This is a genomic window from Cryobacterium serini, assembly GCF_004404025.1.
Lineage (GTDB): Bacteria > Actinomycetota > Actinomycetes > Actinomycetales > Microbacteriaceae > Cryobacterium > Cryobacterium serini.
The window spans coordinates 1-25,888 of the sequence record NZ_SOHN01000011.1 but is presented as its reverse complement, the minus strand read 5'-3'; the positions used below and the strand labels follow the sequence as shown (position 1 = coordinate 25,888).

Annotated in this window: 24 protein-coding genes and 1 pseudogene; 18 read left to right on the top strand and 7 right to left on the bottom strand. The window is 64.8% G+C overall.

What is annotated here, in order from left to right; genetic code table 11:
- Positions 1–31: 31 nt before the first annotated feature.
- From E3T51_RS09355 to E3T51_RS09340, 4 genes are all read left to right on the top strand, one after another.
- Entirely contained in the window at positions 32–223 is a 192-nt protein-coding gene (locus E3T51_RS09355) for a hypothetical protein (RefSeq protein WP_174844581.1), read from the top strand.
- Between the two features lie 129 nt (positions 224–352).
- Positions 353–901 (top strand): GNAT family N-acetyltransferase, encoded by a 549-nt coding sequence (locus E3T51_RS09350; protein ID WP_134529619.1) that lies wholly within the window; start codon positions 353–355, stop codon positions 899–901.
- A gap of 31 nt (positions 902–932) precedes the next feature.
- Positions 933–1,232 (top strand): hypothetical protein, encoded by a 300-nt coding sequence (locus E3T51_RS09345; protein WP_134529618.1) that lies wholly within the window; start codon positions 933–935, stop codon positions 1,230–1,232.
- Between the two features lie 64 nt (positions 1,233–1,296).
- Positions 1,297–1,572 carry a hypothetical protein gene (locus tag E3T51_RS09340; RefSeq protein ID WP_134529617.1) on the top strand — a complete coding sequence of 92 codons (276 nt, stop codon included), beginning with the start codon at positions 1,297–1,299 and terminating at the stop codon, positions 1,570–1,572.
- Between the two features lie 66 nt (positions 1,573–1,638).
- Here E3T51_RS09340 and E3T51_RS09335 read toward each other — a convergent pair whose 3' ends face one another.
- The 3 genes from E3T51_RS09335 to E3T51_RS09330 form a co-directional block, all read right to left on the bottom strand.
- Positions 1,639–2,850 (bottom strand): MFS transporter, encoded by a 1,212-nt coding sequence (locus E3T51_RS09335; RefSeq protein WP_134529616.1) that lies wholly within the window; start codon positions 2,848–2,850, stop codon positions 1,639–1,641.
- A 216-nt stretch (positions 2,851–3,066) separates the two neighbouring features.
- A complete protein-coding gene (locus tag E3T51_RS16745; RefSeq protein ID WP_166806424.1) occupies positions 3,067–3,216 on the bottom strand; it encodes a hypothetical protein in 150 nt (49 codons plus the stop codon).
- A 90-nt stretch (positions 3,217–3,306) separates the two neighbouring features.
- Entirely contained in the window at positions 3,307–4,125 is an 819-nt protein-coding gene (locus E3T51_RS09330) for a Bax inhibitor-1/YccA family protein (protein ID WP_134529615.1), read from the bottom strand.
- Positions 4,126–4,345: 220 nt separating this feature from the next.
- Between E3T51_RS09330 and E3T51_RS09325 the strand changes: the two genes are divergently transcribed.
- The 6 genes from E3T51_RS09325 (at position 4,346) to E3T51_RS09300 (ending at position 11,750) form a co-directional block, all read left to right on the top strand.
- On the top strand, positions 4,346–5,341 hold the full coding sequence (locus E3T51_RS09325; protein WP_134529614.1) for a glycerophosphodiester phosphodiesterase family protein: 996 nt from the start codon (positions 4,346–4,348) through the stop codon (positions 5,339–5,341).
- A 50-nt stretch (positions 5,342–5,391) separates the two neighbouring features.
- Positions 5,392–7,932: an ATP-dependent helicase gene (locus tag E3T51_RS09320; protein ID WP_134529613.1), complete on the top strand. Its 2,541-nt coding sequence runs from the start codon at positions 5,392–5,394 to the stop codon at positions 7,930–7,932.
- Position 7,933: 1 nt separating this feature from the next.
- The gene (locus E3T51_RS09315; protein ID WP_241989247.1) at positions 7,934–9,019 is read left to right on the top strand and encodes an FUSC family protein; all 1,086 of its coding nucleotides are present in this window, start codon (positions 7,934–7,936) and stop codon (positions 9,017–9,019) included.
- Between the two features lie 65 nt (positions 9,020–9,084).
- Positions 9,085–10,509, top strand: coding sequence for a ferredoxin reductase family protein (locus E3T51_RS09310; protein ID WP_241989246.1), 1,425 nt, complete (start codon positions 9,085–9,087; stop codon positions 10,507–10,509).
- The gene (locus E3T51_RS09305; protein ID WP_134529612.1) at positions 10,506–10,979 is read left to right on the top strand and encodes an FMN-binding protein; all 474 of its coding nucleotides are present in this window, start codon (positions 10,506–10,508) and stop codon (positions 10,977–10,979) included. Before E3T51_RS09310 ends, E3T51_RS09305 begins: the two co-directional genes overlap by 4 nt.
- Positions 10,980–10,988: 9 nt before the next feature.
- Positions 10,989–11,750 carry an FAD:protein FMN transferase gene (locus E3T51_RS09300; protein WP_241989245.1) on the top strand — a complete coding sequence of 254 codons (762 nt, stop codon included), beginning with the start codon at positions 10,989–10,991 and terminating at the stop codon, positions 11,748–11,750.
- A 34-nt stretch (positions 11,751–11,784) separates the two neighbouring features.
- On the opposite strand, the gene E3T51_RS09295 is transcribed toward E3T51_RS09300, so the two are convergent.
- Together E3T51_RS09295 and E3T51_RS09290 are read right to left on the bottom strand one after the other, a co-directional pair.
- Positions 11,785–12,195, bottom strand: coding sequence for a DUF3054 domain-containing protein (locus tag E3T51_RS09295; RefSeq protein WP_241989244.1), 411 nt, complete (start codon positions 12,193–12,195; stop codon positions 11,785–11,787).
- A gap of 60 nt (positions 12,196–12,255) precedes the next feature.
- Positions 12,256–12,966, bottom strand: a complete 711-nt coding sequence (locus E3T51_RS09290) for a VIT1/CCC1 transporter family protein (protein WP_134529611.1) — start codon at positions 12,964–12,966, stop codon at positions 12,256–12,258.
- 253 nt (positions 12,967–13,219) lie between these two features.
- Here E3T51_RS09290 and sucC point away from each other — a divergent pair, with 253 nt between their 5' ends.
- The 6 genes from sucC (at position 13,220) to E3T51_RS09260 (ending at position 20,217) form a co-directional block, all read left to right on the top strand.
- Complete coding sequence (sucC, locus tag E3T51_RS09285) at positions 13,220–14,389, top strand: ADP-forming succinate--CoA ligase subunit beta (RefSeq protein WP_134529610.1); 1,170 nt, start codon at positions 13,220–13,222, stop codon at positions 14,387–14,389.
- Positions 14,390–14,402: 13 nt separating this feature from the next.
- Positions 14,403–15,290 (top strand): succinate--CoA ligase subunit alpha, encoded by an 888-nt coding sequence (gene sucD / locus E3T51_RS09280; RefSeq protein WP_134529609.1) that lies wholly within the window; start codon positions 14,403–14,405, stop codon positions 15,288–15,290.
- A 106-nt stretch (positions 15,291–15,396) separates the two neighbouring features.
- Positions 15,397–16,644 carry a cell division protein PerM gene (locus E3T51_RS09275; RefSeq protein ID WP_134529608.1) on the top strand — a complete coding sequence of 416 codons (1,248 nt, stop codon included), beginning with the start codon at positions 15,397–15,399 and terminating at the stop codon, positions 16,642–16,644.
- 10 nt (positions 16,645–16,654) lie between these two features.
- Positions 16,655–17,239, top strand: a complete 585-nt coding sequence (gene purN / locus E3T51_RS09270; protein ID WP_104193332.1) for a phosphoribosylglycinamide formyltransferase — start codon at positions 16,655–16,657, stop codon at positions 17,237–17,239.
- Positions 17,240–17,242: 3 nt separating this feature from the next.
- Positions 17,243–18,910, top strand: coding sequence for a bifunctional phosphoribosylaminoimidazolecarboxamide formyltransferase/IMP cyclohydrolase (purH, locus tag E3T51_RS09265; protein WP_134529607.1), 1,668 nt, complete (start codon positions 17,243–17,245; stop codon positions 18,908–18,910).
- Between the two features lie 227 nt (positions 18,911–19,137).
- On the top strand, positions 19,138–20,217 hold the full coding sequence (locus E3T51_RS09260) for a Glu/Leu/Phe/Val dehydrogenase dimerization domain-containing protein (RefSeq protein WP_134529606.1): 1,080 nt from the start codon (positions 19,138–19,140) through the stop codon (positions 20,215–20,217).
- Positions 20,218–20,309: 92 nt separating this feature from the next.
- Here E3T51_RS09260 and E3T51_RS09255 read toward each other — a convergent pair whose 3' ends face one another.
- Positions 20,310–20,999 carry a DedA family protein gene (locus tag E3T51_RS09255; protein WP_134529605.1) on the bottom strand — a complete coding sequence of 230 codons (690 nt, stop codon included), beginning with the start codon at positions 20,997–20,999 and terminating at the stop codon, positions 20,310–20,312.
- Positions 21,000–21,575: 576 nt separating this feature from the next.
- Here E3T51_RS09255 and E3T51_RS09250 point away from each other — a divergent pair.
- On the top strand, positions 21,576–23,438 hold the full coding sequence (locus E3T51_RS09250; RefSeq protein WP_134529604.1) for an ABC transporter ATP-binding protein: 1,863 nt from the start codon (positions 21,576–21,578) through the stop codon (positions 23,436–23,438).
- Positions 23,435–25,240, top strand: a complete 1,806-nt coding sequence (locus E3T51_RS09245; RefSeq protein ID WP_134529603.1) for an ABC transporter ATP-binding protein — start codon at positions 23,435–23,437, stop codon at positions 25,238–25,240. The genes E3T51_RS09250 and E3T51_RS09245 overlap by 4 nt, the downstream gene beginning before the upstream one ends.
- A 205-nt stretch (positions 25,241–25,445) precedes the next feature.
- On the opposite strand, the pseudogene E3T51_RS16740 reads toward E3T51_RS09245, so the two are convergent.
- Positions 25,446–25,888, bottom strand: a pseudogene (locus tag E3T51_RS16740) (hypothetical protein); the annotation flags it as partial.

The following is a 25,888-nucleotide window of genomic DNA, read 5'->3' as shown; positions in this document are numbered from 1 at the left end:
TTGGAGCGGCCACCCGTAGCGGGCGCGGGCATTGCTGCATCAGGTGGGCATCACCGCCCTCAACGCCCCTCTGTCTCTGGTCGCGCCCGCGACGGCCATGACCGGTGCCATGCTGCTCGGTGAGCCGCTGACGCTTCTGACCCTGGCCGGGTTCGCGCCCTGCGGCGGCGGTGTCGCGGTCGTTCTGGTCGTTGAGGCGCGAGCAACCCGAGCGGATGCCTGAGCCCGCCGCGATCGCTTGCCGAAGCAGAGGGCTGCGCAGTACAGTCAAAACATGTTCCGCTCCTGATTGTTTCGCGCTGTCGTGCATTCCGCACGATTGGCTACCGAGCTTGCAACGATCAAGGACACGATGCTTCAGATACGCAACTACCGCGTTGCTGACGAACGCAGCTGGCTCATCTGCCGGTTGCTGAGTTTTTTCGACACCGACTACTACGACGATGTCAAAATTTGCAAGACCACATTTACGAATGGTCGTGTGGAATTGGTGGCGGTGCGTGGAGAGGAGGTTTTGGGACTGCTTGACGTGGAGATTGACGGCAACGCCGCGACAATCGACTCAATCGCCGTGCACCCGCGCGCCCAGCGCCAGGGGGTCGCGTCGAAGCTGTTGCACGAAGCGCTTCGGCGCCTGCCGGAGAACGTGACGTCGTTGGATGCGTGGACGCGAGCAACCCAGAGCGCGAACGCCTGGTACGCATCCGCCGGGTTCAGTGAGAACTATCGTTACCTGCACGTCTACAAAGATTCGGCGAGTGGGGACGACGGATTCGAGTCTCCCGCTGGGCTGTCAACACCCGTGCAGGCGTTCATGCACGCGCCCATTGAATTCGAGAACGAGCTGCGTGAGCGCTACTCTCGTGTGCACGTTTGCCGCCAGTACCTCATGCGACTTTGAGGGAGAACGGTCCGCCCGCTAGGCTCGCCAGATGACGGACCGTCACCAGCTGCGACTGACCTGGCCGGAATTACCGGCCTCGATTCACACGACCGTTGAGAACCTTCTAAGTGGATGCGTCGTCGAAGCACTCAGCCAGGCCAACGGATTCTCGCCCGGAAGCGCCGACCGGGTGCGCGCGGACAACGGCCGCAGTGCCTTCGTGAAGGCCGCGAGTCGCGAGCGAAACTCCGACACCGTCGACCTTCACCGGCGCGAGCTGGCCGTGCTGCGGATGTTGCCCGGCTCCCTAGCGGTACCGCGGCTCCTGGCACCTCGACCTGCGGAGTGACAATATCCTGCTCGATGACACCGGCCGGGCGTGGCTGGTCGACTGGCCGTGGGCAGGCGTCGGGGTGCGGTGGCTCGACGCCCTCACGTTCCTGCTCGACGCGCGCCTGCGCGGAAGTGACGCTGACGCTGATGAGATCATCGCGACGCATCCGCTCTTCGCTGAAGCGGATGACCTCGCCATCAACGCCGTGCTGTCGGGGCTGACTGCCTACTTTCTGGATGCAGCGCAAAAACCCGCTCCGGCGAATATGCCGACTCTGCGCGCGTTTCAGCTCTCCGAAGGCCTGGCCGGTCTGTCGTGGCTGGGGGAACGGCTCGGCTGGACGATAGATAGCTAGAAATTTGCACGTGCTACCCGCGACTGGGTCCGAAACGGGTGGCTGCTCCGGTAACCGGTCTAGCGGCTACCCGTTTCGGGCGCGGCTATGGGCAGGATCGTGCGGGAGGACGATGGCGGCCAGTACCGCGCAACCCACGAAGACTCCACCACCGACGGCGATCGGCAGCGGCAGGCTCGTGACGGCCAGCAGGCCGCCGAGCGCCGAACCGAGCGCCAGCCCGAGGAGGCTGAGCACGCGAGACGCAGCGTTGACTCGGCCGCGGAGGGCATCGGGCACGAGCCGTTGGCGAAGGGAGGTGGCGCAGATTCCCCACACTACGGCGTGCAGGATGTAGACCGCGAGAAGCACCGCGGCGAGGACTCCGTTCGTGGTGAGTGACAGCGCGAACAGCGCTGCCGCCCCCGTGACGAGGCTCGCAATGATCGTGCGGCGGTAGCCGATCCAACTGGTGAGCCGTGCTGTCATGAACGAACCGACCAGCCCACCGAGCGCTGAAATGGCGAGGATCACTCCATAGCCGACGGCATCGAGGTCGAGATTTTGCTCGGCGAACAGCACGAGGATCGAGAACGGGAGCATGTAGCCCACGCTCGCGAGGGCGCCGATCAGGGCGAGCCCGCCAACGGTGCGGTTGCCGGCGAGCCATCGCGCTCCGTCCAGCGCCTCGCGGAAAACGGGCTGGCGATGCGTGCGCTCAGCACTCGACCCGAGCCGCCGGATCGGCAATGCCAGTGCGAGGAGCCCGGCCGCAGCCCATAGTCCGCCCATGAGATACATGGGAGCCGCGGCCGCGACGGCAAACAACAGTCCGCCAAGCGGCGGGCCTGCGAACTCATCGGCAACAAGCTGTGCTGCCGAGATGCGGCCATTCGCGCGATCCAGCTGCTTCACCGGCACAACCGCGGGCAGGAGAGAAACGGATGCGTTATCCGCCGCGCTCTCCAGCGTTCCGACCACCGCAAACACCGCATAGAGCAGCGGCAAGGTTCCAAGCTCCAACTGAATGGAGACCGCGAGGGCGATCACGACGAGTCCGCGGATGAGGTTAGCGGCGATCAGCAGGTTGCGTCGATCGATCCGATCGACCCACACCCCGATAGGCAGCGCCACCAAAAGCCGCACCAGGGCGTAGGTCGTCGCCAGTCCGGCAACCAGTCGCGGATCGTCGGTAAGCGATGCCGCCAGAAGTGGCATCGAGATGAACGCGACTCCGTCAGCGAGATTAGCGGAGGCACTCGATACCCACAGCGCTCGAAATGGGCGACCGAGCGACATGACCCGAGTCTAGGGCAGGCACCGGCGCGCACGCCCTCGAGGTGAACGCGATGGCTCGCTACGGTACCTTCTTGCGGTGATGGCGCAGGTCACGTTGGCGAGTGACAACCGGAGCAGGGTCGCCGACACGAGCGGGCTCTGACGCTGTACCGGCCGGCCAAGAACGAAGCGCACGAATGGATCGAGCAGCCTCACATCGTTTTGAGACCTGTGAAGTCAGTCCTTGGGGGCCTTGAGATAGCGGCGAATGGCGAGCACGACAACCCAGGCCAGGCCGAGGAGCACGATGGCGCTACCGATGTAGCCGAACGCGGCATTCGAGCCGCTGATTTCGAGGGGCAGCACGTACAGGTCAGTGAAACTCATTGCTTAAGCCAACCACAGTGTGGCGTTCGCGGGGTACGAAAAAGCGCCCGCGTTACGAGAACGAGGGCGCCTGATCGAAAGCGGATGCTGCTACTCGCGAGTGAGCACGAAGATGCGCAGCATCTCGACGTAGAGCCAGACGACGGTCATGATGATACCGAACGCGCCGGTCCAGCCGTACTTGCGGGGCAGGCGGTTGTTGACGCCCTTCTGGATGAAGTCGAAGTCGAGCACGAGCGAGTACGCGGCCAGGAGCACCGCAAGCAGGCCGATGATGATGCCGAGCTTGAGGTCGAAGCCGAGAATGCTGATGCTCGCACTGCGCATGCCGAAGGCCTGGTCGGTGCCACCGAAGATCATCATTCCCACGTTGATCAGCGAGAACGCGGCGTAGCCGACCATGGCGATCAGGAAGATCTTGGTGGCCTTCTTCGAGGCGCGAATCTTGCCGCTCTTGAACAGGGCCAGGGTGACGGCTACGACGACGAGGGTGGCGAGGACCGCCTGCACTACGACGCCCCCGTACCTTTCGTCAAAGACGCGCGAGATGCCGCCAACGAACAAGCCCTGTGCCGCCGCGAAGGCGAGGATGAGCGGAGCCGACGGCTCCTTCTTGAACGTGTTGACGAGGCCGAGCACAAAACCGACGATGGCGCCGAGGATGAACAGGAACGGGAGCACCGGGGTCGCGACCCAGGAGATCATTGCCGCCACGAGCAGCAGCGCGAAGCCGAGGCCGGTCTTGGTGATGGTGTCTTCGTAGGTCATGCGTTCGGTGTCTTGCGCACCGGCGGAAGGCCGGTTGTACATCGACTGCAGATCGTTGTCAGAGAGGGCCTGCGACGACGCCACTGCGCCGCGAGGGCCGAACGCCTCGTTGCGGGAGAAAGCGGGGTTGGAGGATGCCATGTGTTGCTGTACTCACAATCAGCTGGGGAGTCACGGTTGCGCGCGGGCGAACCAACACGCAGCGCCTGGTGCGGCACTTCATCAAAGCTACCCGAGTGCGCATTCGAATGTGCTGGGGATCAGCCGATTTGCAGCATTCCGGGCGTCAGACGACGACGTTTCGCTACAGGCGGAGAGCACCCCTCAGCATCCGTCCTCTCGGCGCGGATAGCCTGAAAACATGCACACTATCGTCATTGGCCACCGCGGGGCGAGCGGCCACCGGCCAGAGCACACGCGTGCCGCCTTCGATCTTGCTTTTGCGCTCGGCGCCGACGCCGTCGAACCCGATCTGGTGGCAACCCGAGATGGTGTGCTCGTGATCCGCCACGAAAACGAGATTTCCGGCACAACGGATGTCGCCACGCGCGCTGAATTCGGCGCTCGCCGCACCGAAAAACACGTTGACGGCAAGCTGGTCACCGGCTGGTTCACCGAGGACTTCACCTGGGCAGAGTTGAGCACCCTGCGTGCCAGGGAACGGTTGCCGTCGCTGCGGCAGAGCAACACGACCTTTGACGACCAGCAGCCGATTCTGCGGCTGCGGGACCTGTGCAACCTCGTCGACGCTGCGGCTGAGAAGACCGATCGGGTGCTCGGCATCGTCGCCGAGATCAAACACGGCAACTATTTCGCAGCGCTCGACCTGCCGCTGCCCGAGCTGTTCGCCGCCGAAGTATCCGCGGCCGGCTGGAACACCGACCGACTCACCGTGGAGAGCTTCGAACCGAGCGTGCTCGCCGCGGTTCGGGATCAGGGCGTGCGCGGCAAACGCATCTTTCTGCTCGAAGCTGAGGGCCACCCGGCCGACGCCGAGGCCGGCGACGTGAGCTACACCGATCACCTGACCGCTAATGGGCTCGCAAACCTGGCCGCGGAATTTACGGGGATCGACGGCATCAGTGTGCCCAAATCCCTCATTCTCCAAACGGATGCCGCGGGGGAGGTGACTGGGGCATCCGCTTTGGTCAATGACGCGCAGACCGCCGGGCTGGAGATTTACTGCTGGACCCTGCGTCCAGAGAACAAGTTTCTGGCGAAAACGTTTCGGCGCGGTATCCGCAGGGCGGACTTCGGTCAATGGCAGGCGGAGTTTCGCCTCATCCTTACGACGGGCATCGACGGTGTGTTCGCTGACCACCCCGATCTGGCCGTGCACGTGCGGGACGCACTCTGAGTATGCCGCCCGCCCGCCTGTCAGGGGCCTCGCCTACACTGGAAACCGACATGACCACACCTCTGAACGCGGAATCCGCGCCCGCAACCTCAAATCGTTCGGCCACGCCGATTATTCTCGATTCGAACGGGTACGCGGGCACGGGGGAACGCGAACAGAGCCCACTGCTCGACGGGCTCAACCCGCAGCAGAAAGAGGCCGTCAAATATCGCGGCCAGGCGCTGCTCATCATCGCCGGCGCCGGCTCGGGCAAGACCAGCGTGCTCACCCGGCGGGTGGCGAGCCTGCTCGAAACGCGCGATGCCTGGCCGAGCCAGATTCTTGCCATCACCTTCACCAATAAAGCCGCCGCCGAAATGCGCGAGCGGGTGCACGCCATCCTCGGCCAGGGCTCCGATGGAATGTGGATCAGCACCTTCCACTCGTCCTGCGTGCGCATTCTGCGCCGCGAAGCCGAGAAGATCGGTTTGTCGAGCACCTTCAGCATCTACGACTCGGCCGACACCAAGGTCACCCTCAAGCGCATCATCAAGGGGCTCGACGCCGATACCTACGGGTTCACTCCCGGCTCGGCCGGCGCCAAGATCTCCAAGCTCAAGAATGAGCTCGCCGACGCCGATTCCTACGCCCGCAATGCGAACATGAGCGACCCGCAGGAGGTCATGTTCGTCGAGATTTTTCGGCAGTACTCCGCCCGGCTGCGCGCCGCGAGCGCGCTCGACTTCGACGATCTTATCGGCGAGACCGTCTACCTGTTCCGCGCGTTCCCCAAGGTCGCCGCCCTGTATCGACGTCGGTTTCGGCACCTGCTGGTCGACGAATACCAGGACACCAACCACGCCCAGTATGCCCTCGTGCACGAGCTCACCCGGCCGGTCACCGCCGAGCTCGCCCAGGAGATGGAAGACGACGGCGTGCACGTGCGTAACCTGCGTGACGCCACCGGCGCCATCCCCGGGGCGTCGCTCACCGTTGTCGGCGACTCCGACCAGTCGATCTACGCCTTCCGCGGCGCAGACACCCGCAACATCAGCGGTTTCGAGCGGGACTACCCGGGCGCGAAGGTGATTCTGCTGGAGCAGAACTACCGGTCGACCCAGAACATTCTCTCGGCAGCGAACGCGGTGATCGGCCACAACTTTGACCGCACCGACAAGAAGCTCTGGAGTGCGGGCGGCGACGGTGAGAAGATCGTCGGTTTCACCGCGTATTCCGGGCACGACGAAGCCCAGTTCGTCTCCGACGAGATCCAGGTGCTGCACGCCGCCGGCATGGCGTACCGCGACATGGCCGTGTTCTATCGCACCAACGCGCAGACTCGAGCGTTGGAAGAGATCCTGGTGCGCTCGGCCACGCCGTATCGGGTGGTCGGTGGTACCAAGTTCTATGAGCGAGCCGAGATCAAGGATGCCCTGGCCTACCTCATCGCCGTCGCCAACCCGGTCGACGAACTCGCGCTGCGCCGCATTCTGAACACCCCCAAGCGCGGCATCGGCCCGGCCACCGAAACCGGGCTGTCGAGCTTCGCCGACGACAACGAACTCACCTTTCGGCAGGCCATGCGCAACTCGGCCGCGCTCGGCCTCGGCCCGAAGGTGACCGGCGCCATCCTGAAACTGGCCGAGTTGCTCGATGCCGCAGCGCTCATGCTCGTGCCGACCTCGGTCACCGACGATGGTGTACCGGTCGGCGGCTCCAATGACGGTGCCGCTAACGTGAGCGAAGTGCTCGAGTTCCTCCTCAGCGGCAGCGGTCTGCTCGCCGTGTTGCGGAACAGCCGTGACCCGCAAGACGAGGTGCGGGCCGAGAACATCGAGGAGCTCGTCGCCCAGACCAAGGACTTCAACAAAGAAAACCCCGACGGCGGTCTCGTTGACTTTCTCACGCAGGTCTCCCTCGTGGCCGCGGCCGACGACCTCGACGACGCCTCCGGCACGGTCTCGTTGATGACGCTGCACACCGCGAAGGGCCTCGAATATGAGGCCGTGTTCCTGACCGGCGTCGAGGAGGGGCTGCTTCCGCACCAGATGTCGGCGAACGAGCCGGGCGGTCCCGCTGAAGAACGCCGCCTGTTCTACGTGGGCATCACTCGCGCCCGCAAGCGGCTTTACCTCTCCCTCGCTATGACGAGGGCCCAGTTCGGCGATATTAACGTGGCCATGCCGAGTCGATACCTGCAGGAGATTCCGGCCGATCTCATCGACTGGAAACAGTCGCCGGGCATGGCCAACTCCCGCGGCGGTACCCAGCCGCGGGCGCTCAACGCGCGCCGCGATGGTGGCTTCGGCGGTTTCGGCAACTCGCTGAGTGGATCGGGCAGTTCAGATGGCTTCGGCGGGCGCAGCAGGCAGCAGACCGGTCTGCCGCCAGGCAAGCCGAAGACCGAGTGGGCCAACAAAATCACCGGAACGGTGCGCGACAACGGCAGCCTCGAACTGACGGCGGGCGACCGTATCCGTCATCACGACTTCGGCGAAGGCCGGGTCAACCAGGTCACCGGTGAGGGCACCAAGCGCATCGCGCACGTGCAGTTCGACACTGCGGGCGCCAAAAAGCTGTTGATCAAGATCGCCCCGATCGAAAAAATCTAGGGTGCACGCCGTTGGTCCCGGCCCGGACAGGGAACCGGGCAAGCCGGAATCCCTGAAACAGTGGGTGGTTTCCCTGCGTGCCGTCCAATTCGAGGTCGCCGCCCGCGCCGCAGTCGCCATTGCGCTGCCGCTCACCGTGCTCGTGCTCACTGGACAACTGGACTGGGCCGCCTACGCTGCCTTCGGCGGAATGACGGCGTTGTTTGGCCGCAACGAGCCCTACCGGGTACGGCTGCGCACCGTCACCGTTGCCGGAACGCTCATGCTCGCCATCATCACCTTCGCCCTCATACTCGCCCTGGTCGAGGCACCCCTGATCGTGCTGACCGCAGGGCTGGTCGTGGTGATCGTGGCCGGGATTGTCGTCGCATCGATGGCAGGGCTTTTTCCGGCCACGCCGATCTTCTTCGTCTTCGGGTACGCCGTGATTGCCCAGCTGCCCACGCCCGGCGATGAGTTCTGGCCGAGGCTGACCGTGGCAGTGGCCTCGGCAGCGTTCGCCTGGCTGCTCACCATGTCGGGCTGGTTGCTGCGCCGAGTCGCCGGACGCCGTGAGCCCGACCTCTACAAGAATCTGGTACACGGCGCTCTCACCCGTCCGGCTGCCATCCGAGACCGACGCGTGTGGGTGTCGATTGCCCAAAACGTGGTCGGTGCACTCGCCGCCGGTTCCCTCGCCATCGCGGCCGGCATCGGGCATCCGTATTGGGCGGTCGTCAGCGTGATTGCGGTGTTGCCGCCACCGGGAGCGAAGCACTCCGTGTCGCGAGCGTTCCACCGTATGATCGGCACAACGCTGGGCGTCGGCCTGACCGCCCTCGTGCTGTTGCCCGGGTCTCCGGTCGCCGTGCTCATTCTGGTCATCGCGCTCGGCCAGTTCGGCGCCGAAATTCTGATCGGTCGCCACTACGGAGCGGCCCTGCTGTTCGTAACCCCGCTCGCTCTCACCGTGGTGCACCTCACGAGCCCGGTTCCGGTGCCGGCGCTACTGGTCGATCGGGTGCTCGAGACGGTACTCGGCAGCGTCATCGCCCTGGCCATCGTGCTGCTCGTGCGGGCGAGGGCGCAGCTGAAAAAGAGGCATTGACGACACACAGACTGTTCACAGGTTATCGATAGCCATTCGATGGCACCCCGGTCGATGCTCTACTCATGAGCCTCGACACGCGCACCACTCGAACCGCCCCGGTGCCCACGCGCCGGAGCCGCGCTGCGACCCTGCACCCCGCCTACAACAAGCGGATGCGCCTGGCCGATAGCCTGCAGATTCTCTGCGTCGCATCGGTCGCCATCGTGATCGCCATCTTTCTCGCTGACGGGGGAGCTGCCAGGTTCGGAACGCCCGCCGAGGCCTTCAGCTCGCTCGGAATCGTCGCCGGGCTGGTCGGCACCGACCTTCTGCTCGTAATGCTCGTGTTGGCCGCGCGGCTGCCCCCGATCGACCGCGCCTTCGGGCACGATCAGGCCATGGCCGTGCACCAGTCGCTCGGTAAGCCGGCCCTGTACCTCATCCTGGGCCATGCGGCTCTGCTCATCACCGGCTACGCGCTCGCCGAGAACGTGAACGTAGTTGCCGAGACCTGGAACATGTTCACGGGCCTGCCTGACATGCCGCTTGCCTTTCTCGGCCTCGCGCTCATGATCGGCGTCGTCATCACCTCGCTCGTGGTCGTGCGTCGTAAGTTTCGCTACGAGGCCTGGCATGCCGTGCACCTGCTCGCCTACCTGTCCGTGCTTGTCGCCATCCCGCACCAGCTGAGCGTGGGGAACCTACTCAGTGAGGGCGCCATCGCCCGCTACTACTGGCTCGCCCTCTACGTTGCCGTTGCCGGCTCCATTATCGTATTTCGGTTCCTGCTGCCGGTCACCCGGTCGCTGCGCCACCGTCTCGTGGTGGACCGAGTGGACGCCGTCGCCCCTGGCGTCGTCTCCATCACCCTGACCGGCCGAAAGCTGGACAAACTCCGGGCGACCTCCGGACAGTTCTTCGTCTGGCGGTTCTGGGCCCATGGACTCTGGTGGCAGGCGCATCCGTTCTCTTTGTCGTCAGCGCCGAGTGAGCGCGGACTGCGCATCACGGTTCGCGGACTGGGCGATGCCTCGCAGCAGCTTCCCCGGGTGAAACGCGGCACCCGGGTCAGCTTCGAAGGCCCGTACGGGCTTTTCACCGAGAACGCTCGAACCTCGCCTCGCGTCGTGCTGATCGCGGCCGGTATCGGCGTCGCCCCCATTCGGTCGCTGCTGGAAACGGTGTCATTCGTGCCCGGCAACGCCACCGTGCTGCTCCGCTCGCACAGCCTCGGCGATACCTACCTGGTTGATGAACTCACCGACCTGTGCCGGCTTCGCGGCGCCGAGCTGCGCATCATCGCCGGCAAACGACCCACGGGCGTGAGTACCTGGCTTCCAGCGGATGCTGTCCGCGCCGGCATCACCCTGCACACGATCGTGCCTGAACTACTTGACTCCGATATCTACATCTGCGGCCCCCGGCCGTGGACCGACGCCGTCGTGCGAGATGCCCGCGCTGGCGGAGTTCCCAAGAAGCAGATCCACTACGAAAGGTTTGACTGGTGAGAGCACGTGCAGTGGCCTTGTCCGCACTGGCCTCCATCTCGATTGTCGGCGTCGGCTGGCAACTTGGATCGCAGGCGATCGACGCGTCGCACAGTCTTGTTTCGAGTGCCTCCGGAACCGACGCCGCTGCCGCGAGCGCGGCCAATCCGGCAGCTACTGAAGCGATCAGCGCGACGGCCGCATCCGCCGCTCAATCGGGAACCTTCACCGGCTCGGTCGTGGCCACCCGGTTTGGCAACATGCAGGTCTCCGTGACAATCGCAGCTGGTGCCATCACTGACATCTCCGCCCTCCAGCTCACCAACCACGACGGCAGGTCGGTGCAGATCAGCAACCGAGCTGCACCAATCCTGCGCACCGAGGTGCTTGCCGCGCAGTCCGCGAGCGTGCAAAACGTGAGCGGCGCCACGTACACGAGCGACGGCTACCGGCAATCACTGCAATCGGCTCTCGATACGGCGGGGTTCTAGGTGCCCACCGTGCGCCGCGATTACAAGCGGATGCCCGCGCTCACCTTCGAAACGATGGGGACGGTCGTGAGTCTGCGACTGCCCGATTCGCCTGCCCCTGCCGATGCCGTTGAACGGGTCGAGACGGTGTTTCGTCGCTGGGACGAGCAGTTCAGCCTGTACCGAGAACACTCAGAGCTGAGTCGCATCGCGCGCGGGGACATCCGTTTGACCGAGGCGAGTCAGGGTCTGCGCGACTGCTACGCCCTCGCGTTGAAGTGGCGGGAACGCACCCAGGGCGTGTTCACACCACATCGTGCCGATGGCGTCATCGACCTCTCGGGCATCGTTAAGGCGCTCGCCATCGCCGAAGCCGGAGCAGCTCTGACGGCGCGCGGCCCGGCCAACTGGTCTATCAACGCTGGCGGTGATGTTTTGGTCAGCGAGGATGCCGGGCACCCCGAACGGGTCGTAGCGATCGTCGATCCGGGCAATCGGGGCACCGTGATTGCGAACGTACCGCTGGGGCATCCGCTGCGGGCCGTGGCAACGTCGGGTAGCGCCGAACGGGGCGAACACATTTGGACCGCCCTGAACGGCGAACCGTCGCCGTTTCGCCAGGTGAGTGTATTCGCAGCCGATATCGTCACTGCCGACATACTCGCGACGGCGATCGTGGCCGGCGGAGAGACGACCCTGAACAAGATGACCGAGCGCTTCGCCATCGACGTCCTCGCGGTGCTGCGTGACGGCCAGTTGCTCGCGACTCCGGGTCTCAGGCGGGCCGAGTAGGTGAGTGTGCGTGTGGGCCAGCGTGATCCTGAAATCAGGCGGCGGCGGGCATGTGCTGGCGGTCGCGGCGGCGCAGGAGCGCGGCGACGGCACGCCAGCCGAGGAGAAACAGGCCGAGCACGATGGTCGTAACGATCGCAAAACTGAGTTGAACGCCCTGGCCACTGGCGAGGCGCAACAGAAGGCCGCCCGCCACGGTGGCGATCCAGATGCCGAGGCCGGTCCAGACGATGCGGCGCGGGTGTCGCCAGGCACGAAGCACTAGCCAGCCGATGATTAAACCGCCGAGGAACGGCCAATAGGTTACGCCCAGTCCCGCCAGACTCTCGCCATGGCTCAATCGGCCGATCGCGGCGAAAGCCAGCACGAGGGTCGCGTCGAGAGCGACCGCCGTACCGATCGAGGATCGCGACATAGGGCCAGCTCCGATGTGCAGTGATGCCATATTTTCAGCCTATCCACCCGGTCGGGATGGAACCCGGAGTTGGCTGTGAGCCCAGCTCGATCAGACGCTGCCGCCGATGAGTGCGCCGATCACGTAGGTCACGGCGAGGGCGAGGATTCCGCCGATGACGATGCGGGCGATGGCCCGCGGCTTGGGGCTGTTGCCGAGGTGGGCGCTGAGCCAGCCGGTGATGACGAGGGCGACCAGGACCGCGACGAACGTGGCACCGATGCGGTATTCGGCCGGCGGCAGCAGTACGGCGAGCAGGGGAAGCGCGGCACCGACGGTGAAGGCGATAGCGGATGCGTAGGCCGCGTGCCAGGGGTTCGACACGTCCTGCTCGGTGATATGCAACTCAACCTCGAGGTGGGCTGCGAGGGCGTCATGCTGGGTGAGCTCGATCGCTACCTGCTGGGCGGTCGCGGTCGAAAGCCCCTTGGCTTGGTAGAACCCAGCCAATTCGGCGAGTTCTTCCTCGGGCTCGTTCTCGAGTTCCCAGGTTTCCTTGGCGATGAGGGCGCGTTCGGAGTCACGTTGACTGCTCACCGACACGTACTCGCCGAGGGCCATCGAAATCGCGCCGGCGAGGAGGCTCGCGACACCGGCGATGAGAATGACGTGGGAATCGGTCGTCGCGGCCGCAACACCGACAACGAGGGCAGCGACGGAGACGATGCCGTCGTTCGCGCCGAGAACACCGGCGCGCAGCCAGTTCAGCCGGGAAGCGAGGCCGGCGGCGTGCGGTTCCACCGCTTGAACAAGATCAGTCATAGACCTAGATAAGCACTCAGTGGGGGCCTCGTCCAGCAAGGTGTGGCTAGCCTTCGCGGTGGTGTTTCGTGGCACCACAGTGGTGTTTCGGCGGCTGGGCACGTGCGCCGCGCCGCTCGAATCACGCGATAGAGTTTTCTCGGGCCGGTATGTCTTGATGTCGAGCTAATTTACGGCACCGACTGCTGTTACCAACAACCTCATATATCTTCACCGGCGGTGTGATCGCCAAGACGCGGATTGGAAGAGCAGCGTGGATCTTTACGAATACCAAGCGAGAGACCTCTTTGAGGAATATGGTGTGCCGGTTCTGCCGGGCATCATCGCGGACACCCCCGCCGAAGTACGTGCAGCGGCCGAGAAGCTCGGTGGCGTGGTTGTCGTCAAGGCACAGGTCAAGGTCGGCGGTCGCGGCAAGGCCGGCGGCGTCAAGGTAGCCAAGACTCCGGATGACGCTGAGGCCGCTGGCCAGAGCATCCTGGGCCTCGACATCAAAGGTCACACCGTTCACCGCGTCATGGTGGCCGGCGGAGCCCGCATCAAGGCGGAGTTCTACTTCTCCGTGCTGCTGGACCGGTCCAACCGGTCCTACCTGTCGCTCGCCAGCTATGAGGGCGGCGTGGAGATTGAAGTTCTCGCCGTCGAGAAGCCCGAAGCGCTCGCCTACACGGCCGTCGACCCCTCGGTCGGCATCGACCTGGCGGTGGCGAAGCAGATCGCCATCGACGCCAAGTTCCCGGCCGAGCTTGTCGACAAGGTTGCCCCGGTCTTCGTCAAGCTGTACAACGTATTCACGGGCGAAGACGCGACCCTGGTCGAGGTCAACCCCCTCGTGCTCACCGAAGAGGGCGACATTATCGCCCTCGACGGCAAGGTCACGATCGACGAGAACGCCGACTTCCGCCACCCCAAGCACGCTCTCCTCGAGGACGCCTCCGCGGCCGACCCGCTCGAAGCCAAGGCCAAGGCTGCCGGCCTCAACTACGTCAAGCTCGACGGTGAAGTCGGCATCATCGGCAACGGAGCGGGGCTCGTCATGAGCACGCTCGACGTCGTCGCCTACGCCGGTGAGAACTTCGGCAGCGTCAAGCCGGCCAACTTTCTCGACATCGGGGGCGGAGCATCCGCTGAGGTTATGGCCGCCGGCCTCGACGTCATTCTCGGCGACCCGCAGGTCAAGAGCGTTTTCGTCAACGTCTTCGGTGGAATCACCGCGTGTGACGCCGTCGCCAGGGGCATCGTGGGCGCGCTCGCCGAGCTCGGTGCGAGCGCCAACAAGCCGCTCGTGGTGCGCCTCGACGGTAACAACGTCGAGGAGGGTCGTCGCATCCTCGCCGAGGCGAACCACCCGCTCGTAACACTGGCCGCCACCATGGACGAGGGCGCCGCCAAGGCCGCCGAACTCGCCCACGCAGCGAAGTAAGGGACAACCACGCATGTCAATCTTCCTCAACAAAGACTCCAAGGTCATCGTTCAGGGCATCACCGGAGGTGAGGGCACCAAGCACACCGCCCTCATGCTCAAGGCCGGTACCCAGGTCGTCGGTGGCGTCAACGCCCGCAAGGCCGGCACCACCGTCGTGCACGGCTCGGTCGAGTTGCCCGTCTTCGGAACGGTCGCGGAGGCCGTCGCCAAGACCGGCGCCGACGTGTCGATCATCTTCGTGCCGCCGGTGTTCACCAAGGACGCCGTCATCGAAGCGATTGACGCCGAGATTCCGCTGCTCGTCATCATCACCGAGGGTGTTCCCGTGCAGGACTCGGCCGAGTTCTGGGCCTACGCCATCAAAAAGGGCAACAAGACCCGCATCATTGGTCCGAACTGCCCCGGCATCATCACGCCCGGTGAGGCACTCGTCGGCATCACACCGGCGAACATCACCGTCAAGGGCCCGGTCGGTCTCGTCTCCAAGTCGGGCACCCTGACGTACCAGATGATGTACGAGCTGCGGGACCTCGGCTTCTCCACCGCGATCGGTATCGGTGGCGACCCCATCATCGGCACCACGCACATTGATGCCCTTGAGGCCTTCGAGAACGACCCGGAGACCAAGGCGATCGTCATGATCGGCGAAATCGGCGGCGACGCTGAAGAGAAGGCCGCCGAGTACATCAAGGCGCATGTCACCAAGCCGGTCATCGGCTACGTGGCCGGTTTCACTGCACCAGAGGGCAAGACCATGGGCCACGCCGGCGCCATCGTCTCCGACGGAGCCGGAACCGCCCAGGGCAAGAAGGAGGCCCTCGAGGCTGCCGGAGTCAAGGTCGGCAAGACGCCGAGCGAGGCTGCGAACCTGCTGCGCCAAGCACTAGCCGCACTGTAGGCAGCACGCACGTCGTGAGGGGCTCGCCGATTCGCGGCGGGTCCCTTCGGCGTATCGGGCGCGTGCTGGCGAGCATTGTCGGTGCGGCGATATAGGCTCGCAACGGATGAACCGCATAACGACCGCCCTGCTCGCCGCTCTCGAGGCATTACTTGTCGTCGCCATCGGCATCGGCATCGCCATGGTGCCGCTCACCGTGCTCTGGGCCGCCCACTTTGGCCTCTCCGTGGAATGGTTCGTCTTCTGGCGCGCTGCCGCCGATATCTGGCTGCTCGGCAATGGCGTCGACCTCACGGTGCAGCTTGGCCCTGACGTCGCCGCGGCGCTCGCCCTGACCGGCGCAGACACCCCCTTTCTCATCTCGGTCGTGCCGCTCGGCTTCGCGATGCTCTCGGTACTGATGGGCGTGCACACCGGCCGTCGCGCCGCCGAGACCCCGCACCGGTGGACCGGCGTCGGAGTCGCCGTGGGCACGTATGCGATTCTCGCCGCGCTGGTGACCCTGTCCGCGGTGTCGGAAACGGTTGCGCCCAACCAACTGCAGGGGATCGTGCTGCCGACGCTCATCTATGCTGCCGGGGTTCTGGTGGGGGCGGAACTGGGGCGGCGGAAGACAGCGAGGGCCGCGGAGGGCCTGGATTTGGTGAGCCGCGGCATCCGCGCGGCCTACCAGCGGATACCGCACACCACTCGTACCGTCATCGAGGGTGCGCTGCGCGGCGGAATAGCCGCCGCGGCGGGCGTGCTGATCGTGTCGGCCGTGGCTGTCGCCGTGCTCATCGCGGTCAATTACGCGACCATTATCGGGCTCTATGAGGCGGTTCAGGCCGGTGTCTTCGGTGGCGCTACCATCACCCTGGCGCAGCTCGCACTCATTCCCAACCTCGTGATCTGGGCTGCCGCATGGTTTGTCGGGCCCGGTATCGCGCTCGGCGTTGGCACTACAGTTTCGCCGATCGGCACAGTCGTCGGAACCCTTCCCGGCCTGCCCCTGTTTGGCGCGCTGCCGCAGGGCACCCCGACCTACGGCTTTCTCGGGTTACTTGCGCCCGTTCTGATCGGTTTCGTTTTCGCGGTCGTGACCCGGCAGTTTTTAGACCGCGCTGGTGTCCCCGAGAGAACCACACTCGCGCACGTTCTCACCGGTCTCGGCATGGGCGTCGTCGCCGGCGCGCTCCTCTGTCTACTCGCCTGGTGGTCGGCCGGAGCGATGGGCCCGGGCCGTCTGGTTGAGGTCGGGCCGAATCCGCTGCTGGTCGGCGCGCTCGCCGCCGCCGAAATTGGCGTCGCTGCGGCCCTCGGCATGCTCGCCGGCCGGGTACGGCTCCCCGGTCGGCGCTCTTCCAAACGGTAGGCTCAAGATCGTGCTGTCTATTGTCGTGTTGATCTCCGGCGGAGGATCCAACCTTCGAGCCCTGTTGGAGGCGTCAGAAGACGCCGAGTTTCCGGCACGAATCGTGGCGATCGGCGCTGACCGCGACGCCGACGGGCTGGAGCTCGGCGTCGAATTCGGTGTCCCGGCCTTTTCCGTTCCGTTCTCCTCGTTTGCAGACCGGGCGGCCTGGGGCGACGAACTGCTCGCGCAGATTCAACAGTGGCAGCCCGACCTGGTCGTGCTGAGCGGCCTGATGCGCCTGCTTCCGCCGCGCGTGGTCGCCGCCCTGTCGCCAAACCTGATCAACACCCACCCCGCCTACCTTCCCGAATTTCCGGGGGCGCACGCCGTGCGCGACGCCCTGGCCGCCGGCGCGGTACAGACCGGAGCGAGCATTATCGTGGTCGACAACGGTGTCGACGCTGGCCCCATCCTGGTGCAGGAGCGCGTCGACGTTCTGCCCGGAGACACCGAGACTTCCCTGCAGAATCGCATCAAGATCGTCGAGAGACGCCTGCTTATCCAGGCTGTGCTCGACATCGCCAACGGACACATGAACCTCAAGGAGAACTAACGCATGAGTGGTAACACCAACGCGCCCAGCTCGGACCGTAACCGGGACCAGATCGTGATCGAGCGTGCACTCATCTCCGTGAGCGACAAGACCGGACTGCTCGAGCTCGCCGCCGCTCTGTCCGCGGATGGCGTTGAAATCGTCTCCACCGGCTCCACCGCGGCCACCATTCGCGCCGGCGGCCTAGACGTAACCGACGTTTCCGCGGTTACCGGTTTTCCGGAATCGCTCGACGGTCGCGTCAAGACCCTGCACCCCGGCGTGCACGCCGGAATCCTCGCCGACCTGCGCCTGGAAGCGCACGAAACGCAGCTGACCGAGCTCGGCATCAAGGCTTTCCAGCTCGTCGTGGTCAATCTGTACCCCTTTGTCGAAACCGTCGAGGGCGGCGCTGAGCCGGCCGACGTGATCGAGCAGATCGACATCGGCGGACCGGCGCTGGTGCGTGCATCCGCTAAAAACCACGCCAACGTGGCCATCGTCGTCGACCCGGCCAACTACGGCGAGATCATCGAAGCCGTCGCCGCTGGCGGATCGACCCTCAAGCTGCGCCAGAAACTCGCCTCGCTCGCCTTCGAGCACACCGCCGACTACGACCTGAGCGTGTCGGCCTGGTTCACCGAGAACGTCTACGACCAGTGGCAGGACGACGTCGAAGCGCCGGGCGAGGACGTCACGTTCGAGGCAGCCGAAGAAGAGGATGACGACGAGTCGCCGTTCCCCGAGGGGCTCGGCATCGAGGTCACCCGCGACGCTATCCTGCGATACGGCGAGAACTCGCACCAGGCGGCTGCGCTCTACGTCGGCGAAGGCGGTCGCGGCATCGCGCAAGCCAGGCAACTGCACGGCAAGGAAATGTCGTACAACAACTACGTCGACGCGGATGCCGCTGTGCGCGCCGCCTTCGACTTCAGCGAGCCGGCCGTTGCCATCGTCAAGCACGCCAACCCGTGCGGTATCGCCATCGCCAAGCCCAACGCACCGGATGCCATCGCCTCCGCGCACCTGCGCGCTCATGCCTGCGATCCGATCTCCGCGTTCGGCGGCGTGATCGCTGCGAACCGCGTCGTCACCCTCGGCATGGCCGAAACCATCAGCGAGATTTTCACCGAGGTACTCGTCGCTCCCGGCTTCGAGCCGGCAGCGGTTGCACTGCTGACCAAGAAGAAGAACATTCGCCTGCTTGAGCTGCCCGCCGACTACGAGCGTTCCTCGCTCGAGCTGCACCAAATCTCCGGTGGCCTGCTCGTGCAGGAAGCCGACAGCTTCGAAGACTTCAGCTCAGCCGGTTGGACCCTCGTGGCCGGCCCCGATGTGGATGCCGCCACCCGCGCCGATCTTGAATTCGCGTGGAAATCGTGTCGTTCTGTGAAGTCCAATGCCATTCTGCTCGCGCACGCCGGGGCATCTGTCGGTGTGGGTATGGGCCAGGTCAACCGGGTCGACTCCTGTCACCTCGCCGTGAGCCGGGCCGGCGAACGGGCCGAAGGCTCGGTTGCGGCGTCGGATGCGTTCTTCCCCTTCGCTGACGGACTCGAAGTGCTGCTTGAGGCTGGCATTGCGGCCGTCGTGCAGCCGGGCGGATCGGTGCGCGACGCTGAGGTCATCGCTGCGGCCGCCGCGGCGGGTGTCTCAATGTACTTCACCGGAGAGCGCCACTTCTTCCACTAGGTCCCCGCGCACGAAAAGCACCTTCGATGTTGAATTGAAGGTGCTTTTTGCCTACCCAGACGTCCTCCCACAGGGGTGAGAGGTAAATCCGGTTGTGGAATTCTCATGCCTGCCGAGCGGAGCGCAGCTGTTCACGACGGCACCAGCTCCGGGTATCCTAATCGAGGCGGCGCCACACACCGGCACCGCCGCATTCGGCCCACAAGGCCCGAGACAACGGAGTTTCCATGACCCTCACGCACCCTGCCGCCGCCCTCGATTCCCTCGCAGAGATTCCACTTTCCCATGAAAAAGTGCTGATCACGACTGGGGAACGATCCGGGTTGCTGATCACGGTGGCTATCCACTCGACCCGTCTCGGTCAGGCCCTCGGCGGCGCCCGCCTGTGGCAGTACGCAAGCTGGACCGACGCGGTCGCCGACGCGCTGCGCCTCTCCGCCGCCATGACCCTGAAAAACGCGGCCGCCGGTCTGAATCGCGGCGGTGGTAAGTCGGTCATCTACCTGCCGCTTGGCACGGTATTGACGGAGGCCCAGAAGCGTCTGGCGATGCTCGACCTCGGCGACGCCATCGAGAGCCTGAACGGCGCATACATGACGGCAGAGGACGTCGGCACGAGCGCTGAGCTCATGGCCATCGTGGCCGAACGCACGAGCCACGTCTGCGGACTGCCCGCTGCGAGCGGCGGCGTTGGCGAGCCAGCGGACGCCACAGCGGCCGGCGTATACGCGAGCATCGAATCCACTCTCGAAGCCCTGTTCGGCAGTGGTGATGTGCGCGGCCGCCACCTGGTGATCTCGGGCCTCGGCCAGGTGGGTGGCCGGGTGGCTACGGCCGCCGCCGCCGCCGGCGCCACCCTCACCGTCACGGACATCAACCCCGACAAGCGCGCGCTTGCCGACGAACTCGGCGCCCGGTGGGTGTCGGTCGCGGATGCGCACCGGGTGCACGCCGACCTGTTCGTGCCGTGCGGCCTGGGTGGTGTGCTGACGAAAGCCGTGATCGCGGAGTTGAATGTGCTCGGCATCTGCGGCGCAGCCAACAACCAGCTCGAAAACCCGGCCGGTGCCGCCCAGCTGGATGCGCGGGGCATTCTCTGGGCACCCGATTTCGTCGTCAACGCCGGTGGCGTCGTCTACCTCGATCTGGCGAGCGAACCGAACGCTGACCGAGCTGAAATCACCGAGCGCGTTGCGGCCATCGGGTCCGTGCTCACGCAGATCTTCGCGGATGCCCGGGCGGACGAGATCACGACCCTCGCGGCCGCCGAGATGCTCGCCGCGACCCGTCTGAACGCTGCCAGGTAGTCCGCCCACTGCATGAGCGCGCCCCATTGGGGGCGCTATGTACGGTTATTGTAGCGACCGCCGAGGTTGGGCTCGGTCACGGCAGGCATAGCTTATTCGCGCAGGTCGGCCGGGATGGTGGGCACAACACGGGCGGCCGCACGACGGTCTTTCAGCGTCGTGCGGGCGGCCTTGGCCAGCTCGGTGAGGATCGGAATTCCGGAAAGAAGAATGATTCCGATGATGAAGTATTCGGAGTACTTGGCGACAAAGGCAAACTGGCCGAGGAAGAATCCGACCAGGGTGAGGCCGACGCCCCAGGCGAAGGCGCCGATCGCGTTGTAGGTCACAAAGCTGCGGTAGCGCATCTTGCCGACGCCGGCGGCAACCGGCACGAAGGCACGGAAGACCGGCAGAAAGCGGGCCAGGATGATGGACTTACCGCCGTGCTTCGCGAAAAACGCGTTGGTGCGCTCGACGTTCTTCGGGTTGAAGAACCGGTTTTTCTCGCGTGAAAACACTGCGGGACCGGCCTTTCGGCCGATGACGTAGGCGAGCTGGTCACCGGCGAATGCGGCCGCAAAGACGACCAGGCAGGTCACCCAGATTGGCAGCGGCACGACGCCGGTCGCGGTGAGCAGGCCGACGGTGAACAGCAGTGAATCGCCCGGCAGGAACGACAAGACGATGAAGCCGGTCTCGACGAACACGATAACGGCGACGCCCAGCAGCACGAACGATCCAAACGAGTAGATCAGCCACTCAGAGTCGAGAAAATCGATTCCGAACAGGGTGGGCAGCATGAAGAGTCCTTCCAACACGGGTGCGCGGGGGCATGGCCATGCCAACGAGAGGCGCAGACTCCAGACTACGTGACGTGATGCCGGGCTGTTGGGCGTCGGCGCAGGTATGCCCTCAAGGTGAGCGGATGTTCCCGGCTCAGAAAATACTTGCGTTCTGCCCCCGTTTTCCAATATTCTGAAAGGCTGCCTGTTCCAGGGGCATGTGACAGACAGACTTGAGGCGCCCAGGAGGCAGACATGACAAAGACAGCACCGGTCACGCTCGCAACGGTTGCGAACGACGGCGCTCCCTTTGGCGCTTCTTTCCCTGCCCCGTAACCTCCCGCGGCGCCGTCACTGTGACCTGCGCCGACTAGTTTCGTCGTTGCTCATCAGGGCAGGCACTCTGCAATTGTGCCCGTGAGCCAACACCGCCTGACCGTATAGCCGCACCGTACCGCCGCACGTGACGCCTCACCCACTGCGACACGTCTCGTCAGCACTCCCAGCACGTTGCGGGCACGCTATCGACGACCAGAGTTATCCGCTGCACCCGCGCAACCCGAGGCGCGGCCGCACCACAATCAGGACTGGACCATGACCACCACCGCACCGAAGGTACCGCCGCCTCCCACCAACGACGCCCCAATACGCAGCAACACCTTTCGCAGCCTGCAACGGCTCTATCCTTATGCCCAACCGGCTCTGCCCCGTATCTACCTCGGCATGGTCGCCGCGCTTCTCGCCGGACTCGTAGCACTGGCCATACCGCAGGTGCTGGCCTGGCTCGTCGACGGCCCGCTCAGCGAGGCCGGGAATGGCGACAGTGCTGCGCAGATCTGGCCGGCCGTGTGGATTGTTCTCGGACTCGGAGTGCTCGAGGCGATCATGATCGCGCTGCGCCGCTGGTTCGTGCTCACCCCCGGCACCCACATCGAGGCGCGCATGCGCAACCACCTCTACGCCCGGCTGCAGGACCTACCGGTGAGCTTTCACGACCGCTGGCCGAGCGGCCAGCTGCTCTCGCGCGCCGTGAGCGACCTGAACCTTATCCGCCGTTGGGTGTCGTTCGGGTTCGTGCTGCTCGTGGTCAACTTTTTCACCATCGTCGTCGGCGTCGTTATTTTGCTCTGGATGCACTGGCTGCTCGGTGTGATCTTCGTGGTCTGCTCGATTCCGATCTGGATCTACGGCTACGTCTTTGAGGAGAAGTACTCCGTGATCGCCCGCCGCAGCCAGGATCAGGCCGGCGACCTCGCAACCGCCGTCGAGGAGTCCGTGCACGGCATTCGGGTGCTCAAGGCCTTCGGCCGTGGATCGTTCGCGCTCAAGAACTTCGCTTCGCAGGCGGAAGACCTGCGCGGCACCGAGATCGAGAAGGCCCGCGCCATCGCCGGTATCTGGCTCTGGTTGCTGCTCGTGCCCGACGTCGCGTTCGCGCTCTGTCTCGTGGCCGGCGTCTGGCTCACCAGCCTGGACGAGCTCAGCGGCGGCGAGCTGCTGGCGTTCTTTGCCACGGCGACCGTGCTGCGGTTTCCAGTGGAATCGATCGGATTTCTGCTGTCGATGACCTTCGACGCGCGCACCGCGACCGACCGCTTCTTCGACATTCTCGACACCCCGAACGAGATCACCGACCCGAAGGACCCGGCCACCGTGGCCGCGCCGCTCGGCCGACTCGCGTTCGATAACGTGCACTTTCGTTATCCGGACTCGCCGGAGCGCTTTCCCGACCTGCTCAACGGCATCGACCTCGTTCTCGAACCGGGGGAGACCATGGCGCTCGTCGGCCTCACTGGAAGCGGCAAGTCCACACTCACGGCCCTCACCACCCGGCTGTATGACGTGACTGCGGGCGCCGTGACGCTCGACGGTGTCGACGTGCGGGCGCTGCGCCGGGAGGAACTGCGCAGCCACCTCGCGATGGCATTCGAGGATGCCACCTTGTTCTCGGCATCCGTTCGGGACAACGTTCTGCTCGGTCGTCCCGACCTTGCCGACAGTAGCCCCGAAGCGGATGCCGCACTCGAGCAGGCCCTGCAGATCGCGCAGGCCAATTTCGTGCACGACCTGCCGCTTGGCGTCGACACCCTCGTCGGTGAGGAGGGAATGAGCTTGTCCGGCGGGCAGCGGCAGCGTCTCGCGCTTGCCCGCGCGGTCGCGGCGCGGCCATCCGTTCTTATTCTGGACGATCCGCTGTCGGCGCTCGATGTGAACACCGAATCGCTCGTGGAGAACGCGCTGCGGGAGGTGCTCGTCGACACCACCGCGCTCATCGTGGCGCACCGACCGTCAACGGTCATGCTCGCCGACCGCGTGGCGCTGCTTGAGAACGGCCGCATTACCGCCGTCGGAACGCACTCCGAGCTACTGCGCACCAGCGCGCACTACACCTTCGTCATCTCCAGCCTCGAAGACGAAGAACGCAGAGAATCGAACCGAGCGGAGGAAGCCCTGTGACCGTCAGCGGCGTCAAGGGCGAAGAACGCCACGACTTCACCAAGGCCGAAAGCAAGCAGATTCGTGCACGTTCGCTGCGCCTGCTCGGTTCATTGCTGGTGCCCGTGCGCGGCAAGGTCGTGCTCGCCATGCTCGTGGTCGTAGTCTCGACCGCAGCCCAGGTCGCCGGCCCCACGCTCATCGCCTTCGGCATCGACCGCGGGCTACCCGCATTGCTCAAGCAAAACTGGGTGCCGCTCGCCGCGACCGGCGCGATCTACTTGGTCGCCGGGGTGTTCGGCGCGCTGCTCATCGCCTGGTACACCGTGTTGAGCGCCCGGGTGAGCCAGGCTGTACTGATCGACCTGCGCAAGCGCGTGTTTTTGCATACGCAGAAGCTCAGCCTCGAATTTCACGAATCGTATACCTCCGGCCGCATCATCTCGCGGCAGACCAGTGACCTCGATGCCATTCGCGAACTGCTCGATTCCGGCATCAATCAGTTAGTGCAGGGCATTCTCTACATGTCGTTCACCGCGATTGCCCTGGTGCTGCTCGACGGCACCAGTGGACTCGTGCTTCTGGGCGCACTGCTGCCGCTCGTCATTCTCACACGCTGGTTCCAGGTGCGCTCGCAGAGCCTGTTCCGGCAGTCGCGGGTCGCATCGGCCAGCCTGATCGTGCGTTTCGTCGAGACGATGACCGGAATTCGTGCCGTGAAGGCTTTTCGCACCGAAAAGCACAACGAGTCGGTGTTCGGCAAGCTCGTCGAAAGCTACCGCCTGGTCAACGCGCGCGTCATCCAGCTGTTCGGGGTCTTCGACCCGGGGCTCGTTCTCATCGGCAACGTCACGGTCGCTGCCGTGCTGCTCGTTGGTGGTTTTCGGGTGGCTGACGGCCAGCTGGCCATCGGCGCGCTGCTCGCGACGTTGCTTTATACTCGCCGGTTCTTCGACCCGATGGAGGAGATGGCGATGTTCTACAACTCTTACCAGTCGGCCGCTGCGGCGCTCGAGAAGATCTCGGGCGTGCTTGAGGAACGCCCCGGCGTGCCCGATCCGGTCGCTCCGGTGGACCTCTGGGAGGCTCGTGGTCGGGTGCGGTTCGAGAACGTGCAGTTCGCATACCGGGCTGATCGGGAGATTCTGCCGCACTTCGACCTCGATATTCCGGCCGGGCAGACCATCGCCCTGGTCGGGTCGACCGGAGCCGGTAAATCGACGCTCGCTAAGCTCATGAGTCGGTTCTACGACCCGACGGATGGCCGGGTTCGGCTCGACGACGTTGACCTGCGCGATCTGCATCCCAAGGACCTGCGGCGCGCGATCGTCATGGTCACCCAGGAGGCGTACCTGTTTAGCGGTTCGGTCGCCGAGAACATCGCAATAGGAAAGCCGGATGCTTCGGCGCAACAAATTCGGGCCGCCGCGGCTGCCGTCGGCGCTCACGACTTCATCGAGAATCTACCGAACGGATATGACACCGACGTGAATAAGCGCGGCGGGCGCGTGTCAGCCGGGCAGCGCCAGCTGATCTCGTTTGCGCGCGCTTTTCTCGCCAACCCGGCGGTGCTCATCCTCGATGAGGCCACGTCGTCGCTCGACATCCCGAGCGAACGGCTCGTGCAGGAGGCGTTGCAAACCCTGCTCGCTGATCGCACAGCCGTGATCATCGCCCACCGCCTGTCGACGGTGGCGATCGCCGACCGGGTGCTCGTGATGGAACACGGTCGCATCGTGGAGGACGGAACTCCGAACGACCTCATCTCGGGAACCGGCCGCTTCGCGACCATGCACGCGGCTTGGCGCGAGTCACTCGTGTAGCCGCGCTTGGGGGCGGCGAGCGTCTTCGTCGCTCCCCGAGAACGGTATTTTGAAACCACGTCGCTCGTGCAAATTTAGGGCCAGTTTCGGCAGTCGCCGTGTAGCTGAGCCGGCCGCGGATCCCCAGTGAGCTGGTCGAGACCGCCATTGCGTCACTCGCAATTGTGCTCAGCGCTAGTCGCAGGTACACCAAACGAACGTATGCCTAGTTTTGATAGTCGTTGTGCGGGTTGTGCGGGTTGTGCGGGTTGTGCGGGTTGTGCGGGTTGTGCGGGTTGTGCGGGTTCGGGCCATCTCCACCCTGTTGGTCGAATTCACCGAGTTCACCATTTCGTGGTTGGCGGCTGTCGTCGGTGCCAGCCACGGGTGGGGCCGAATTCGACAGGTCGGATTTCAGGGCCGTGTGCATGAGCGGGTTCTTGCTGGGGAGGTAAATCAAGATTTGTTCGGGGTTGATGTCGGTCGGGGGTTTGAGCCAATACCGGCCGCCCTGAAGCAGTATTTTCCAATGTCGGTTGTGCAGCAGCAGGTGATGCAGTGCACAGAGCAAGATGGCTTGGTCGATGTTGGTGAGTCCTTGATCGGCCCAGTTTTTGATGTGGTGGGTTTCGGTCCACGATGGTGGTTGTTCGCAGCCGGGCCAGCGGC